Here is a 16,463-nt window from a genome sequence, read left to right as displayed (position 1 = left end):
AATATATTGAACGATTCTTGTCCGCTCCCGGTGAAGCAGGTTCAGTAAAGGGCCGGTTGCTCATTCCGGAAGGCGTCACTCCGTTCCCGGGGGAAGATCAGGGCGGCCGGGAAAATTGGGAATGTCTTGACCCCGGGGACTTGAGCCCCATAGGATGTGTGGGTGAAAAGGATGTGAAACATATGAGCAAACATGTGCTGATAACCGGAAGCGGGGGCAGCCTGGCCCCCCATGTAATCCGCAGGTTCACCCAGGCAGGATGGGAATGGAGCGGCTGGGACAGAAAGGGCGCAGATCCCGATGATACTGACGCCTGTATCCGCTACTTCAAAGAGAAAAAGCCCGATGCCCTCATACACCTGGGAATGGGTCACGAAAACTGGTCGGGATTGCTTGCCCGGCTGGCTTCAGAACGGGGAATTCCCTTTGCGTTCACCAGCTCGGTAATGGTGTTCGGAAACCATATGACCGGACCCTTTCAGCCCGGCCGTGTGCCCGAACCCGCCGACGAGTACGGGGCGTACAAACTCCGCTGCGAGGAGGCGGTGACCCGGGAGAACCCCCGTGGACTGATTATCCGCCTGGGCTGGCAGTTTGACGAAAACTCCGGCGGCAATAATATGTTCGCCCAGCTTTCCGCCCAGGCCCGGGAGCAGGGATATATATCGGCATCCAAAAAATGGATCCCCGCCTGTTCCCATATGGCCGAAAGCGGGGAATGGATGTACTCGCTTCTGAGCCGGGGTGAGGGGGGAGTGTATCATCTGGACGGAAACAGCAGTGAAGCCTGGAATTTTTATGACATGATTGATGCAATCCGGGTCAGACTGAATCTGCCCTGGGAACTGAGGGAGGATAATTCCTTTGTGTTTGATCAGCGGATGTTGGATGATCGCTGTGAACCCGAATCAATACCTCAGCGGCTTGGAATCTCCGCAGCAGATCAGAATCTGAAGCCGTAGCGTTTGAAGCTGTTCCGGGAAGTGATCCGGGCCATCACCGATGCCTCCTGATACTGGGACCAGTAAAGGTATGCAGTTTTTTCTTCATAATATTGGGATTTCAGCCCTTCCAGGAGCTTCAGCCGCAGCGACCAGATTGCCTGTTCTCTGCTGCTGAAGTCGATTACCTGGTAGGGTATCCGTTCGCTGTCCATCCAGCTACCGGGAATGGTGTCAACCGGACTGGTCAGGGGAGCTGTTTGGCTCTGTGTTTGACGGTATTCCGAATACAGAAGGATGCGCTCGCCGCTATGGCTGTGCTCCCGGATCTTTTCCAGCAGATCTTCCGGATCGCGGCTGAAATAGAGTGAATCAACAGACATGATGGAACGGTATTCCGCATCAAGGGTTTCCAGGGCCTCCATATCATGCAGATATGCACCCCCATGGAGCTTGCCGGATGCCCGGCGCACCGCATCTTCACTGTAATCCACACCTGTTAACCGAGCAGCGCTTAGCTCCTGCAGCAGCTCCCCCTGGCGGCCGTCTCCGCAGCCCAGATCCAGTACGGGAGAATGCATATCAGACAGCTGCTCCCCGATCCACTTCCGCTGGGTCTCGCCGCAGAGCCCGATAAAACCTCCCTGGTCGTACAATGCGGTACGCATAGCCTCATCTGCCCGGCTGATTCTGCTCAGGGCAGATCCCGCCTTGAATTCGAACTCCACCCGGTGGCGCATAACCCTGTTGAGGTTTTTTTCGGGAATCCTGTAGCTGTCACCCTGTTCAATAATGAGTCCCCGTTCCCGAAGGCTTCCCAGCTGCTGCCTGATTTCCGATGAAAGGACGGAGGGCATATTGTGCTCGCCGGGAAAAAAGCTGTCAGCTTCCTGAAACAGCAGCTCCATGGTCACTTCTTTCTGCGCTGCATATTGGAGAAGAAAGATGATGAGAAGCAGCTTGTCGGGGTTCATTTCAGTTCCAGCCGGTTGAGCAGGGGTGCGGCATAGAGTCGGAGTATGGCGCTTCGGATGTGATGATCGTGCTGCTGGAGTTTTTCCAGAAACCATTCTGCTCCTTCCCGAATGTGGTGGGGTCGTGAAGGAGCGGCTGAGGTGGGTTTAATATGCTCCAGCAGCTCAGCTGCCACTGCATTGGAATCCCAGATCCGGGTTCCGCCGATAATCTTCCTGTCCAGGCTCCGCACCAGTTCGCCCCGTTTGCCTCCCCGTATTCGTTCGGACACATGAATATGAATACGCCGTTTTCTGTCCCTCAGCTCACGGATAACCTGGGCTTTATCCCGGTCCGGGGAACTGCGGTCAAGAATACCCAGGTGATCTTTTGCAAGGAGATCATCCAAAGGGATTTCCTCATAACTCATGCTTACCGGAATTATGGGGATCTCAGTGCTCAGTTCCTCCCAGGATTTTTCCCGGTGTGCCATTTTAATCATGGCCAGGACGGCGGAATCTGTGCGGTCATTGCCGTCCTTGGCCCGTCCGTTCCTCTGGGCGATCCATACATGCTTGCCGGATTCCACCAGTTTCCTGATATATTTGGAGAGCTTCTCAGCCTCTTCAAGTTTCTGATCCGGGTCGGAAAGATTCCGTTTCACGATGAAGCCCCGGTTGAGCCGTATGAGATGCCCCAGCCAGGGGGTATTCATCAGATTATCTCCTGCGGCGTTGTAGGCGGTGGTGCCGATCTCAGAGTTCAGCATGTAGTTGAAGAGCATGGGGTCCAGGGATGTGCTTCTGTGGTTTGAGATGAAAATGGCACCCTGCTTTTTTCTGGCCCTTGCTGCAGGAAGATTTTCCGCACCGCTCCAGCTGACCCCGCCGGTGGTTTTGCGAATGAGATAACCCACCAGACGGATCATCAGCCGCCGGAACTGACCGATGCGCCGTATCCTGGAAATCCTGCGCCGGAGCAGACGGAACCGCCCCTTCATGCCGCTGAGCATGCTGCTGAACCCCGGATCCCGGAGCATCCTGCGCCAGCCTTCCCGGAATTGACTGTCTGAATATGCCTGTATATCTGTAAAATCTTTCATATATTCCTCTGAAAACCGGTAATATTGAACCCGGTTCAATCAACACCACTATACCCCGGGAAAGGGGGATCTTCAATGCCGGAGGCCGCCGGATCAGCTGAAATGCAGCAGCAGCATGTACAGCCCTGTGCCGCCGAAAATACTGAGAAGGGGATGCCGGGTGGCTATATGGATCAGAGCCGTAACCGCCACGGATATCCACGGAATCAGGGTCTCCCATGACAGCAAAGCTCCTTCCAGGGGAAGACTGGTAAACACCAGAACCACCATTACCCCGGCGGGAATTCTCCTTGCCCGTTTGACGAAACCCGGATGGGGTATGCCCCGGCGAAATACCAGAAAGGGCAGGGCTCTGGTTATAAGGGTGGCGAAGGCCATGGCCAGGGTTGCGCTGAGCAGGTACGCAGTCATGATGCACCGCCGTTTTCATCCGCAGGCAGGGCCATTGTCCCGAGAGCCGAGAGGATAATGGCCGGAAGCAGAAGCTGCTCCCTCACCTGGAGCAGATGCAGAAGAATACAGATTCCCAGAGCAAGAACAAAGGGAGCCGCTTTTCGGATGCTTTTGATCTGTTCGATGAGCAGGACGGTGAACAGGGCCGTCATGGAAAATTCAATTCCCGGTGCGTCATAGGGCAGCACCCTTCCCAGCAGCGCACCGCTTACCGAGCCCAGAATCCAGTATGAATGATTCAGCAGAGTGATGTAAAAATCGAAGACCTCCGGATCCGAGCCCTCCGGGGCCTCGACGGTGGTGAGCAGACCGTAGGTTTCATCCGTCAGCCCGAAAATGATATAGGCTTTGAACCTCCGGAAGAACTGAAACCTTTCCAGCAGAGAAAGCCCGTACACCATATGCCGGGCATTGATCAAAAACACCGCAATCCCGATCTCCACGGGAGAACTTCCGCTGCTTATCAGCCCCACCGCCAGGAACTGAGCGGCTCCGGCAAATACTGCCACGCTGATGATGAGAGCCCAGATCCAGTGTACTCCGGAAGTAACCAGAAGGAAGCCGAACGCAATGCCGATGCTCATATATCCGAAAAATACCGGTATTGTACTGCGCAGTGCAGATATGAAGGTTCGAACATGCTGATCCATTCCGGCATTGTACCCGTAGCCGGCATACACGTACAGATACACAGGAATTTCCTGCCTGGGAAATAGCGGTTGTCAATTCGCTGAAAGCCCTCCATACTACCTGTAAGGCCGGAATATGAAAAAATTTGAATATGTGCAGTCCGGTTCAGTCGCATTAGGGGCGAATACCGCTCCCGGCGAGTAAATAGTGAGAGGAATATTATGGAACTGAACAAGAGAACCATTCCCCAGCAGCTGATGATCAGTGCTGATACCTGGCCATCGGCTGTAGCCCAGTACAGTAAGGATGACAAGGGAGATTTCCAGCCCACAACCTATCCCCAGCTGGTTGAAGAGATGTATATAGCCGCCGCAGGTTTCCTGGAGCATGGAATTGGCCGGGACGATCTGGTGGGGCTTATTTCGGAAAACCGGAAAGAGTGGCTTCTTGCAGACCTGGGACTCCAGGCCCTGGGTGCGGCGGATGTTCCCCGGGGAAATGATACCATGCCCGGTGAGCTCATCTATATTCTCAACACTGTTGAGGCCAGGTCATCGATTTTCGAGAATATCACCCAGCTGAAAAAGGTTCTGGACCGGAAAAAGGAAGTTCCCCATCTGAAGAACTGGATTCTCTTCGATGAGCCGGGGGAGGATGCAAAGGAGAGTCTCCCGGATATTGAATCCCAGCTCCCCCGGGGGTCGAGCCTGATCCTTTTTTCATCCATTATGGAGAGCGGGAAAGAACATCTTTCCAGGCACCGGGAGGCTATCAAGTCGAACATCGATTCCGCAAAGCCGGAAGAACTTGCCACCATTATTTTTACCTCGGGAACAACCGGTGAACCCAAGGGTGTGATGATCAGTCACTGGAACTTCCTGGTTCAGGCCCTCTATATAGATAATAAAATAGATATTTCCGCCGGAGACACCTGGCTCTGCGTACTGCCGGTATGGCACAGCTTCGAGCGGGTCATGCAGTACATATCCATTGCCAACGGTTCGGCCCTTGCATATTCCAAGCCGGTGGGTCCCATTATGCTGGCGGATTTCGCAAAGGTGCGTCCCACCTGGATGGCCTCCGTGCCCCGGATCTGGGAAAGCCTTCAGGCGGGAATCTATAAAAATCTCCGGGCCAAAGGCGGTGCAAGCTGGGCCCTGTTCCGCTTTTTTGTTGCGGTGGGCGGAGCGTATAAATATCAGGAAGCCAAACTCAGAGGGTGGCTGCCCAACTTCAAAAAGCGCAGCCGCATACTTGATGTTGTGACCGCCTTTATCCCCTGGCTTCTCCTGCTTCCCCTGCAGGCCCTGGGGAGCGTACTGGTATTCAGCAAGATCCGGGCCAAGCTCGGCGGACGCTTCGTAGCGGGAATCAGCGGAGGGGGAGCGCTTCCCGCCCATATCGATAAGTTCTTTTCCGCTGCGGGGATTCTGCTCCTGGAGGGCTACGGCCTTACAGAAACCAGTCCGGTGATTTCGGTGAGAACCCAGTGGTCTCCGGTTCAGGGAACCATCGGCTCTCCCCTGCGTTATACCGAGGCCCAGGTACGGGATGAAAACGGCAAGGTGCTTCCCCCGGGACACAAAGGCGTACTGTGGGTGCGGGGCATGCAGCGGATGATCGGATACTATAAAAGACCGGATCTTACCGAGCAGATGATCGACGGCGAGAACTGGCTCAACACCGGGGATCTTGCGGAGATGACTCACAACGGTGAAATCGCCATCCGGGGAAGAGCCAAGGACACGGTTGTGCTCCTGGGCGGTGAAAACATTGAACCCACACCTATTGAAGCGAAACTGCGCTCCAGCAGCTATATAGATTTCGCCGTGGTGGTTGGCCAGGACCAGAAGTATCTGGGTGCGCTAATCGTACCCAACCGGGACAACGTTATTGAATGGGCAGGTGAGCAGGGTATTCCCGGTGATGACTGGGAAACTCTGGCAACAAGCGATGCGGTGAGATCCCTGCTGAAATTCGAGATCGCCGAGACGGTAAACTCCAAAAACGGATTCCGCACCTGGGAACAGATCAGCCGGTTTACGGTTCTTCCCGGCAGCTTCGAGGTTGGAAAGGAACTTTCCGGCAAGCAGGATCTGAAGCGGCATTATATTTCCGATGCCTATGCGAAGGAGATCCGGGAGCTTTTTGAATAGAAAATTCTCAGACCGGGGTGAGAGGGCCGGTACTCACGGCCCTCCCGGACTGAAGGCCCGGCAACCAGGCAGGCATCATGGAGCAAAGCATACGAATCGGGAAACGGGCCTTTCTTGTGTCCTTTGCCGCGCTGTTCGCAATAATGATTGTGGCGGGACTTCTCTCAAGGGTGATCGAACCGGGAAGCTATGCCACGGCTGTGGAAAACGGCCGGGAGGTGCTGGTTCCCGGCAGCTATGAATCCGGCGACGTTGAGCCCCTTTCCTTTTTTCAGTGGCTGGCCTCCCCGGTGCTGGTGCTGTTCAGCGATGACTCGCTGATCATTCTGGTGATAATCGCATTTATTTTCATTGTCAGCGGTGCCATCACTGTCTTCCAGAACACCGGCATTATTCCCCATCTTATTGATGAAAGCGTCCGCCGTTTCCGGAACCGTCCGAAAATGCTGGTGGCGGTGCTGGTTCTGCTTTTCATGGCCTTCGGAGCCTTCATGGGAATCTTTGAGGAGGTTGTCCTCCTGGTTCCCATCGCAATATCCATTGCAGTATCCATGGGCTGGGACCGGTTCACCGGCCTTGCCATCAGCATTCTCGCCGCAGGTTTCGGTTTCAGTGCAGCGGTATCAAACCCCTTCAGCATAGGAGTGGCCCAGCAGATTGCAGGTCTTCCTCTCTTCTCCGGTGCGGGTTTCCGGCTGGTGATATTCACCCTGACCTATTTCTTCCTGCTGATATTCATCTTCCGATACATCAAGCGCTTAGGCGGCATAACCCCCGTCGGCTCCATGGCAGGCGCCGGTTCCGGTTCAAAACAGGGGGCTCGGGACCCCCGGTCTCAACCGCCCCGTGCCCGACCGCCCCGGCCCGCTGCTTACCGGGCATTCCTGGGTTCTCTGCTGATAATTCTGGCGTATATTCTGGGAGCTTCGGCGGTTCCCGGCCTCTCGGATTACAGCATGCCGGTAATAGCCCTGGTATTTTTCTTTTCGGCATGGATCAGCGGATTGCTGGCGGGATATTCCCTGAAGCAGCTGGGCTCATATTTTCTCCGGGGGATTCTGGCGGTGTTACCTGGAGTGATCCTCATCCTCATGGCAGCAAGCGTGAAATACATTATTGTTGAGGCGGGAGTTCTCCACACCATTCTGTACCGTGCATCCCGGATTATTCAGGGACAGAGCGATTTTTTCGCCCTTGCGGCCATCTATCTGCTGGTGTTCATTCTCAATCTTTTTGTGGGCTCCGCTTCAGCCAAGGCTCTTCTGGTGATGCCGGTGATCGCCCCGCTTGCGGATATTCTGGGGTTCACCCGCCAGACGGCGGTTCTTGCCTTTTCCTTCGGAGACGGATTCAGCAATCTCCTGTTCCCGACCAATGCGGTGCTGCTCATATCTCTGGGGATCTCCGGAGTATCCTACGGAAGCTGGTTCAGGTTCATTTTTCCCGTCCAGGCCTTCATGTTTCTGCTCTCTCTGGGATACCTGTATCTTGCGTATGCCACAGGATATGGACCGTTTTGACGGAATCCCGCTACTCAAGATCCAGCAATGCCTGGATATCGATCTGCCGAATAATTTCCTCCGCAAACAGCCTGTAGGCTTGCGCCGAGGGATGAAGCCCGTCATCCGCCACCAGATCCGGGTTGTCTATTGCCTGCCGGGTTATGGGGGTGATATTTACAAAGGGAATTCCCTGCTGCCGACAGTACTCTTCCATCCAGCTGTTGTATTCATCGATTTCACGGGATATCCGTTCACGGTCCCCGGGGCTGAGCATGCCTCCGTAGGGCGTGTAGCTGTAATCCGGTATTGAGAGAACGAATATATTGCCTTCGGAACTGTAGTTTCTTGCCAGTGCGATCAGCCTGGGAACATCCTGCCGATAGGTGGAGAAATCCAGACCCTGAAACTGGTTGTTTACTCCGATGAGAAGGCTCACCGCATCATAGCTGTTTTCCGGAGGTGTCTCCATGAGACTGGAGAGCAGATTCCCGGTGGTCCAGCCTGTACGGGCCCGGTACTGCACCGAAATACTGCTATGGGGGTATCTATTTTCCAGGTTCCGGGCCAGGATCGCCGGCCAGCGCCGATCAGCTTCCACCGATTCGCCGATGGTGTAGCTGTCTCCCAGCGCCAGGTACCGCGCATCGGCATCAGCCTGGGAGAGAAGCTCCCCCTGGGAACTGCATGCCGCAGGAAGAAGGGAAAGAACCATGAAAATCGGAACGACGATACCCGCAGCTCCGCCGGCTGAACTCTGCCCTCCGATCTTCTTTTGGCGGGGTCGGGCTGTGCGACGACTGGTGAACCTGTGCCTGCGGATGAATATCATATGAAAAAAATAGCCAGGGAATGAGAAAAAATGAAGAAAAATCACCCGGCTTCGGTCCCGGGAGATTGAAACGACGGCAGGTGAGTGCTACTCTTGGAGAAATTATTCTTTCCGGAGGTGTATACATGCTGAAAATATATCAAACTCACATTTCACGTACGCATGATAACGAATCGTTCTCCGGAATCTCTGAATAACTCCGATCCGCCGACGAAGCACTGAAAACCGCTAAAAGTGCTTCACCCACAGTTTTCCGGCACACTGCTTCCCTGCACACAGATTCTGACACAGGAATGATTCCCCCACACATGACCGGTTTTTAACCGGCATATCCGCTTGGGTTCTCGATTCATGCATTTTTTATCGGATTTCAGCATCCGCAGGAAGCGTTTTGCCCCCGGGCCTTGTCGACACCGGCAGTAGTTCCTCTCAGGCAGATTTTCACATACCTGATGCTTCCATGAGAGCTGAGATGTCCTGATCCCCCGGAGAACTTCGTTCTGCTCCGGGTGAACGGCTGAATAAACAGGAAGTACATGAAAATCAGAAATCTGAACGTCTGGGGCTGGACCCCGGAAATGGAAGAGAATTGGAAGGAACGTGGGCAGGAACTGATGGGAGAGAATAACTCAACGCTGTTTCCCGCCCGGGTTATCGGACAGGAACACCACGTATATCTCCTTGCACCGGGAAGTGCAGAAATGGAGGCCGGAGAAGTGGAGGCCGGAGAAGTGGAGACCGGAGAAGTGGAGACCGGAGAAGTGGAGACGGCAGCCGTCCTCAGGGACCCGGTTGCCGCCCGCATATCCGGCCATTTCGAGTCTCGTGCAGAAAAAAGCGCCGACTACCCGGCAGTGGGGGATTGGGTCGCGATCCGGAATGAGGGTGGGGGAAGCATAATTGAAGAAGTCCTCCCACGGAGCAGCGGACTGCAGCGCTGGGCTGCAGGACGTAAAACCGAGCAGCAGTGGATGGTGAGCAATCTTGACTACCTATTATTGGTGTTCGGCCTGGATGGCGGAAGAAATTTCCTTGAGTCCATGCTTGAACGAAGCCTCACCACAGCCTGGAACTCCGGGGCAAAACCGGTGATCGTGTTGAACAAACTGGATTGCGCCGACACCGGACATGTCCGCAGGATCTCTGCCGCGGCCAGTGAGATTTCATTCGGTGTGCCGGTATGTGCTGTGAGTGCTCATACCGGAGAGGGTATTTCCCGGCTCACGGAACTGTTGAGGGTAACTGCGGGAGATTCCGCAGTTACCCTTGCCATGCTCGGGAAAAGCGGAGTCGGCAAGTCTGCCATAGTGAATGCCCTTCAGCGGGAATCTGGCTCCCCTGCAGAAAGTCTCGTCCGGGCGAAGGAAGGAACTCAGCGGAAGGGGGATCTTCAGGGGCGACATACCACCACATCGGGAAGAATATATCCCGCGGGAAACCGACTGCTCATCGCAGATCTGCCGGGGCTTCGTGAACTGAAAATTTGGGGTGAAGAAGATACCCTGGATCAAAGTTTCCCGAACATTCATGAACTGGCCGAAGATTGCCGCTTCAGAGACTGCCGGCATGAGAAGGAACCCGGCTGTGCGGTGAAAGAGGCAATCAGCGACGGCAGGTTCAGCGAACGGCGCTTTCAATCCTACAGAAAGCTGCTGCGGGAACTGGCGTACCTTGAACGGCGCAGAGAACAGGAGGCCCGGAAAGCGGCCAAACGCTGACACAGTTGCACCCTGCATCAGCGGGGTGTACACTTATAGTTCTATGGCACATATATATAATCCCGCCACCGGAGAGGTGGTATGTGAACAAAAACGGGATGATCCCTCGTCCCTTCCCGGTCTGGTCCGCAGGGCGGCAGACGCCCAGGAAAGGTGGAAGATGGTCCCTATTTCCCGGCGCAGGAAGGTGCTGGACAGCCTTTCCCGGATTTTGTCGGAAGATGCCGAAGAACTTGCAGCCATGATCAGCAGACTGACGGGGAAAACCGAAGTTGATGCCCTCGTCACCGAGGTTCTGCCCTCGGTCATATCAGCTTCCTATTACGGCCGCAGCGCTGCCGCAGCACTGGCTCCCCGCCCCTTGAAGGGAAGCAGCATCCTGTTTTTCAATAAGCGTTCCCGGCTCTTCCGGGAGCCCCTGGGGGTGGTGGGAATTATCAGCCCCTGGAACTATCCTTTTTCAATCCCGTTTCAGGAGGTGGCCACCGCTCTCATGGCAGGGAACGGCGTGGTCCTGAAAGTGGCCAGTCAGTGCCAGCCCCTGGGGGAGATGATGAAGCGCTATTTCACTGAAGCGGGGCTGGATCCTGATCTCCTTCAGCTGACCCATGTTCCGGGTTCCAGGGCGGGAAGCGGCCTGATTCATTCGGGAATCCGGAAGCTGTTTTTTACCGGATCGGTGGATGTGGGGAAAAAACTTGCACAGGAGGCGGGGAGTATTCTGCTTCCGGTTTCCCTGGAGCTGGGCGGAAATGACGCCATGATTGTCTGTTCCGATGCAAACATTCATCGTGCGGTGAACGGCGCCATGTGGGCCGGGCTGTCCAATTGCGGTCAATCCTGCGGCGGGGTGGAACGGATCTACGTTCATACAGACATCTATGAGGAATTCCGTGAACTGCTGAGCCGTAAGATTTCCCGGCTGAGACACAGGACTGCTGGTACGGAGAACGGCTCAACCGACTGGGACATGGGGAGTCTCACCACAGAAAGCCAGAGGAAAAGTGTTGCTGTGCACATTGATGATGCAGTGAGTAAAGGAGCCAGGTTTGTAACCAGCTCTCTTGAGGGCTACGGAACAGAGGGTTTCCACGCTCTCCCCGGCTTTGGTCATCCGGCGGTGGTTCTGGAGGATGTTGATATGTCAATGAAGGTCCAGCTGGATGAGACCTTCGGACCGGTACTCACCCTGACTGCTTTTTCCCGGGACAGCGAAGCGGTTGAACATGCGAATAACAGTTATCTGGGGCTCACCGCTTCGGTATGGACCCGAAGCAAATCCAGGAGCATGTATTTCATCAGAGAGCTTGAAGCAGGTGCGGTGACGGTGAACGATCATCTCATGAGCCACGGGATGCCGGAGACCCCCTGGGGGGGATACAAGCAGTCGGCTTTGGGCCGTAGTCACTCCTTTCTCGGATTCGAAGAGATGACCCAGCCCAAAGTGGTCGTCAGAGATATGCTTGACTTCGCACCCCGCCAAATGTGGTGGTACCCCTACAGCGCTAACCTCTACAACGGGCTTCTCGGAGCAATTCGGGTAATTAAGGGGCCACGACGGCTCCGTTTTTTAGTACCTTTATTCAAGACATTTCTGAGGATGTTCAGGAAGGAGGACTGATGAAACGTGTGCTGATGCTGGTTCTGCTGGTGAGCCTTGCGCTGGGAGGGATCACGGCCCAGAGTGCTGAGGATGCCGATGATTCCCGGGAACGGGATATGAGTCTTGCAAGATTTATACGGAGCAACAATATTCACCGAATCGGCGGGTATACCTCTCTGGGGTTGATGACTGCCACGGGGGTTACCGGTATGCTGGGCTGGGAAGGTCACCCCTATCTGGGGTATGCAAGCCTGGGTTCCGCCGCCCTGAGCAGCATTGCGGGAACCATTGCGTATTCGGACCGGATTGACCGGGTATGGCCTCATATGCTCTTCAATGCATTGGGGGTGAGCGGACTGTTTCTGAATGCCTTCATTCTTGAGCCGGGCAGTATTGAACATCGTTTGAGCGGGGCGGCAGCCCTTGGCAGCTTTGCCGCCGGGTACATCAGTATTATCCTGATTACCCGCTGAGAGCAGCGTTGCCGCCGATAGCAGACCGGGACGGCGGGCGTACATTCATTTACCAACCCCGGCATGGAGGAAAGCATGAAAAAATTTGTGAAAAATATGGGGCAAACCGACAGAACCCTGAGAATGATCATCGGAATCGCATTGTTGGCTGCAGGAATTGCAGTGCAGATTCTCTATGGAATGCTGTGGTGGCTTGCCGTACCCGGTGTAATTCTGATGATCAGCTCTGCAGCGGCGCGCTGCCCCATGTACATTCCATTCGGGATTAATACCCGTAAAAATGCGGAATAACCCGGGAGCCGGTGTCACATCATGATAGATATTACAACTCCTGCGCTGCTGTTTCCCGCGCTCTCTCTTCTCCTTCTGGCGTATACCAACCGCTTTATCACCCTTGCCAATCTCATCCGTCAGCTTCACAGGGAGTCCCGTGAGGAGGGAGAGGAGCACGTGAACATGGTGTACAGTCAGATCCGGAATCTCCAGCGCCGTATTTTCCTGATCAAGATTATGCAGATGTTCGGTGTACTCTCGCTGCTCCTTTGCGTGGTGACCATGTTTCTCCTGTTCTTCTCGGTGCGTCCGGTGGCGGAGGTGGTGTTCGCCCTGAGCCTTGTATCCATGATTACCAGTCTGGGATATTCTCTGGCTGAACTGAGAATATCGGTTACCGCACTGAATCTCCAGCTTTCGGACCTTGAGGGCGGCTGTCCGGACCATCCCTAGTTACAGGCGTCCCGGCAGCACCGTCTCTCTATAGAATAACTAACTATAGAAAAACCAACTATAGCGAAATAAACCGGCCTCTGGCCCGGAACCGATTTCTACATGGGAATGAACAGTCCTGCAAGAATTACTCCAAGCACCAGGATCGGCGGCGGGAGCCTGGTAAACCCCAGAATCAGAACCGTACACAGGCTTACCACAGCCTCTATGAGACCGGAGCTTCCGGCGATGATCAGCCTTGGAGCAGCGGATGCCAGCAGACCGCCGGCAGCGGCGGAAATACCGGTAACCGAGAGGGCCAGTCCCCGGATTTTTTTCAGATCCTGCCACAGCGGATAGACGAAGAAAATCAGAAGCAGACCGGGCAGAAAAATTCCGGTGGCGGAAAGAACTATCCCAAGAACCTGCTGAAGCGCGGGCTGGGTTCTCATAGCCAGTCCCCCGGCGAAGGCGGTGAAGCTGAACATGGGTCCGGGAAGTCCCTGAACCAGACCGTACCCGGCCAGAAACTCCTGGCTGCTTAAGTACCGGCGAAGCTCCACCAGTTCACTGTACATCATGGGGATGATCACCTGGCCTCCGCCGAATACCAGGTATCCGTAGCGGAAGAAGCTTTCAAAGAGGGCTGCCAATGACGAACCGGTGAGAGCCGTGAGCAGCGGATTGATCAGGGCGATGGCCAGCACTGCTGCGGGAAGGCTCCAGCGGGGCTTGATCTCTACCCGATTCCAGAGCTGCTGATCCCTGTTGCGCAGAATCTCCGCCCCTCCGCCGGCAACAAGCACCAGAGGAAAGATCCACGGCATGGAGAAGAAAAATGTGATGAGGGCGCTTGCGGCGAAAATCAATCCGGTAAAGAGATCCTTGATCACCTTTCGTCCGATCCTGAACGCCGCAACAATAATGAATCCCAGAGCCATCGGCCCCACGAAGCGGAGACTTCTCTGCAGACCTTCGTATGATTCCATGGATGCATAGAAAAAGCTCAAAGCCCCCATGGCAATAAGGATGGGAAGGGCCCATACTACCAGGGTCAGCACGGCCAGAATCCTGCCTCCCTGTTTGTACCCGACAGAGACTATGGTCTGGGTGCTTGTGGGCCCGGGGAGCATGCTGCAGAGTCCCAGAAGCTCCATCAGCTCCTCATCGTTCAAATATCCCCTTCGTTTTACCAGGATTTGTTCAAAAACGGAAATATGACTTTGGGGTCCTCCGAAGGCCTGGAGGGAAACCAGAAAAACATCCCGCAGAAATGCTATCATGAAGAATCTCCTTAATTCATGCCAACTCCCGGTGAACATACTGTCTTTTCACGGCTACTGTACAGGCATGAATGAGATTAATCGTCCGATTCGCTGAATTTCCTTTGTTTTTCTTGCTTTTGGGAAACCCATTAAGGACTCCCCTGAAAAAAGGTAGGGAATTCCCAAAATTTTGTTGATAGGGTAAAATTCCGCATCGGGGGGAGCGGATGTTTCGAAAGAACGAAGGACATAAGCAGCAGAGAATGTTTACATCGGTGGACCAACTTCCTGAGACTGCAAGAAAACACCTTGAACAGTCCTGGGCACAGGTTTTCTACCATGAATATTTCTGCAGGATTAACGAGGAGGTCTTCTCCGTTCTCTACAGTGATAAGCATTCACGGCCCAACACGCCTATCAATATTCTGGTAGGCTTTGAAACCCTCAAATCCGGATTCGGCTTAAGTGACGAGCGACTCTATGATCATTTCATGTTTGATCTGAAGTTCCGCTACGCCCTGGGCTTGAAGGACTTTGACGAAGGAAACTTTGAGCTGCGTACTATCTACAACTTCCGCTCAGCGGTGAGTGCCTATGAAGAGGAACACAGGGTTAATCTGATTCACAAGGCAAGTGAACAGATAACCGACGAGCAATTGAAACAGTTTCAGATAAAAACCGGCCTACAGCGGATGGATTCAACCATGGTGCAGAGTAACATCCGCAAGATGAGCCGTCTGCAGCTGTTGGTAGAAATCATCCATCGCTTTTACCGTATGCTCAGTGAAGAAGAACAGAAAGCGTATGAGCAGCTGTTTGCCAGGTATGTGAAAGAAGACTCCCTGCACTATTGCTGCCGGGTGAAACGGGACGAGATGGACGGGCGACTTGAGCAGCTTGGAAAAGATCTATCGACTATGCTGGAATGTTTTGAAGACGTGCACGGAGATGAAAAAGCGTACCAGCAGGCCTTCAGGGTTTTTGGTGAACACTTTCGTTTTGAACAGGAATCTATCGTTGTGCGAGAAAGTAAAGAACTCGGTGGTAGCACCTTGCAGTCTCCTGATGATGAAGAGGCCACCTTCAGGACGAAAAGCAGAGAAAGCTCCCGGGGGTATGGTGCAAATATCACGGAAACTTGCGATGAAGATAATAATCTCCAACTCATCAGCAGGGTAAGTGTGGCGCCAAACATAACCGATGACCAGCAATTTCTGGCCGAAGATATTGAGAACCTGAAAGAGCGGGAGGGAATCGATGAAGTGTATACCGATGCGGGGTATACGGGAGAGGCGGCAGCCAAGGCAACAGCAACATATCAGGTAAGCCAGCACGTGAGTGCCATCAAGGGAAGGAAAAAAGAGAAGACGAGAGTGGGCCTGGAAGATTTCACCGTCACTCGAACCAGTGAAGGAAAGGTGACTGCTATCATCTGTCCAAATGGCCAGGGCGGGGAGCTGCGGGAAAGTAAAAAAGCAGCAGACCGCTATACCGCCGGGTTTTCTGCCGACGGCTGTCAGGCTTGCCCCTTTGTCAACCAGTGCCCGGCAAAGCGGCTGAAAAAGCGACCAAGTTATGTTCTTCATTTTACTGCGACCGATTTGCGGGTTGCCGCCACCAGGAAGCAGGTAGCAGAAACAGGAAAAGAGATTACCAATAAGCGGGCATCAATAGAGAGTACCGTTCGAAGTGTTATTCACCCCTTTGGTGGCCATCTCTGTAAACTACCAGTGCGGGGCAGGCATCGGGTTACCACCATGATGGTCTTGAGTGCCATGATGGTTAACATTCGCAGAATCAGGGGATACCTGTTTCCCGAAGATGGGTCAAAACCAATTCCGGATGGATATGCACTCTGTTAGAAGCGAAAAGGGGAAAGGGAAAGCCCTTCGGGGTGGGGGTACAGATAAATAGCCGGTAAAGAAAGTGGCGGGGGCCCTCCCATAGGGTTATCTCCCCCTATGGGGCTGGATTCCCCGACCAATTTTTCCGGGTTTTTTTGAATTTACCATCAAGCTTTTTTCAGGGGAGTCATTAAGTATAATTTACACATATGCACAAACTTGCATAACTGCATGTAAGCAAGACTGCATCCCGAAAGATCGGTGACATTCTGGATATGTATTGGCCTT

At 54.0% G+C, this 16,463-nt stretch carries 15 protein-coding genes; 9 read left to right on the top strand and 6 right to left on the bottom strand.

The window, feature by feature from the left end; translation table 11 throughout:
* The first annotated feature begins 182 nt into the window (after positions 1-182).
* On the top strand, positions 183-962 hold the full coding sequence (locus tag L21SP2_RS13190; protein WP_169730482.1) for a sugar nucleotide-binding protein: 780 nt from the start codon (positions 183-185) through the stop codon (positions 960-962).
* On the opposite strand, the gene L21SP2_RS13185 is transcribed toward L21SP2_RS13190, so the two are convergent.
* The 4 genes from L21SP2_RS13185 to L21SP2_RS13170 form a co-directional block, all read right to left on the bottom strand.
* The gene (locus L21SP2_RS13185) at positions 944-1,915 is read right to left on the bottom strand and encodes a class I SAM-dependent methyltransferase (RefSeq protein WP_024269041.1); all 972 of its coding nucleotides are present in this window, start codon (positions 1,913-1,915) and stop codon (positions 944-946) included. The genes L21SP2_RS13190 and L21SP2_RS13185 overlap by 19 nt on opposite strands.
* Positions 1,912-2,997, bottom strand: a complete 1,086-nt coding sequence (locus tag L21SP2_RS13180; RefSeq protein WP_081719723.1) for a lysophospholipid acyltransferase family protein — start codon at positions 2,995-2,997, stop codon at positions 1,912-1,914. The genes L21SP2_RS13185 and L21SP2_RS13180 overlap by 4 nt, the downstream gene beginning before the upstream one ends.
* A gap of 93 nt (positions 2,998-3,090) precedes the next feature.
* Positions 3,091-3,408 (bottom strand): branched-chain amino acid transporter permease, encoded by a 318-nt coding sequence (locus L21SP2_RS13175; protein ID WP_024269039.1) that lies wholly within the window; start codon positions 3,406-3,408, stop codon positions 3,091-3,093.
* On the bottom strand, positions 3,405-4,142 hold the full coding sequence (locus L21SP2_RS13170; RefSeq protein WP_024269038.1) for an AzlC family ABC transporter permease: 738 nt from the start codon (positions 4,140-4,142) through the stop codon (positions 3,405-3,407). The genes L21SP2_RS13175 and L21SP2_RS13170 overlap by 4 nt, the downstream gene beginning before the upstream one ends.
* Before the next feature lie 159 nt (positions 4,143-4,301).
* Between L21SP2_RS13170 and L21SP2_RS13165 the strand changes: the two genes are divergently transcribed.
* Positions 4,302-6,236, top strand: a complete 1,935-nt coding sequence (locus L21SP2_RS13165; protein ID WP_024269037.1) for an AMP-dependent synthetase/ligase — start codon at positions 4,302-4,304, stop codon at positions 6,234-6,236.
* Positions 6,237-6,313: 77 nt separating this feature from the next.
* Positions 6,314-7,756 (top strand): YfcC family protein, encoded by a 1,443-nt coding sequence (locus L21SP2_RS13160; protein ID WP_024269036.1) that lies wholly within the window; start codon positions 6,314-6,316, stop codon positions 7,754-7,756.
* A 10-nt stretch (positions 7,757-7,766) separates the two neighbouring features.
* On the opposite strand, the gene L21SP2_RS13155 is transcribed toward L21SP2_RS13160, so the two are convergent.
* The gene (locus L21SP2_RS13155; protein WP_024269035.1) at positions 7,767-8,567 is read right to left on the bottom strand and encodes an SGNH/GDSL hydrolase family protein; all 801 of its coding nucleotides are present in this window, start codon (positions 8,565-8,567) and stop codon (positions 7,767-7,769) included.
* 536 nt (positions 8,568-9,103) lie between these two features.
* Between L21SP2_RS13155 and rsgA the strand changes: the two genes are divergently transcribed.
* The 5 genes from rsgA (at position 9,104) to L21SP2_RS13130 (ending at position 13,087) form a co-directional block, all read left to right on the top strand.
* Complete coding sequence (gene rsgA / locus L21SP2_RS13150) at positions 9,104-10,285, top strand: ribosome small subunit-dependent GTPase A (RefSeq protein ID WP_024269031.1); 1,182 nt, start codon at positions 9,104-9,106, stop codon at positions 10,283-10,285.
* 43 nt (positions 10,286-10,328) lie between these two features.
* Entirely contained in the window at positions 10,329-11,906 is a 1,578-nt protein-coding gene (locus L21SP2_RS13145) for an aldehyde dehydrogenase family protein (RefSeq protein WP_024269030.1), read from the top strand.
* A complete protein-coding gene (locus L21SP2_RS13140; RefSeq protein ID WP_024269029.1) occupies positions 11,906-12,361 on the top strand; it encodes a hypothetical protein in 456 nt (151 codons plus the stop codon). The genes L21SP2_RS13145 and L21SP2_RS13140 overlap by 1 nt, the downstream gene beginning before the upstream one ends.
* Positions 12,362-12,436: 75 nt before the next feature.
* A complete protein-coding gene (locus L21SP2_RS13135; RefSeq protein ID WP_024269028.1) occupies positions 12,437-12,652 on the top strand; it encodes a YgaP family membrane protein in 216 nt (71 codons plus the stop codon).
* A 21-nt stretch (positions 12,653-12,673) separates the two neighbouring features.
* Entirely contained in the window at positions 12,674-13,087 is a 414-nt protein-coding gene (locus L21SP2_RS13130) for a DUF2721 domain-containing protein (protein WP_024269027.1), read from the top strand.
* A gap of 98 nt (positions 13,088-13,185) precedes the next feature.
* On the opposite strand, the gene chrA is transcribed toward L21SP2_RS13130, so the two are convergent.
* Positions 13,186-14,349, bottom strand: a complete 1,164-nt coding sequence (chrA, locus tag L21SP2_RS13125; protein ID WP_024269026.1) for a chromate efflux transporter — start codon at positions 14,347-14,349, stop codon at positions 13,186-13,188.
* A gap of 209 nt (positions 14,350-14,558) precedes the next feature.
* Between chrA and L21SP2_RS13120 the strand changes: the two genes are divergently transcribed.
* Positions 14,559-16,193, top strand: coding sequence for a transposase (locus L21SP2_RS13120; RefSeq protein ID WP_024268226.1), 1,635 nt, complete (start codon positions 14,559-14,561; stop codon positions 16,191-16,193).
* Positions 16,194-16,463: the final 270 nt, after the last annotated feature.

Source organism: Salinispira pacifica (assembly GCF_000507245.1).
GTDB lineage: Bacteria > Spirochaetota > Spirochaetia > DSM-27196 > Salinispiraceae > Salinispira > Salinispira pacifica.
The sequence above is the reverse complement of the archived record's forward strand: the minus strand, read 5'-3'. Positions and strand labels throughout refer to the sequence as shown.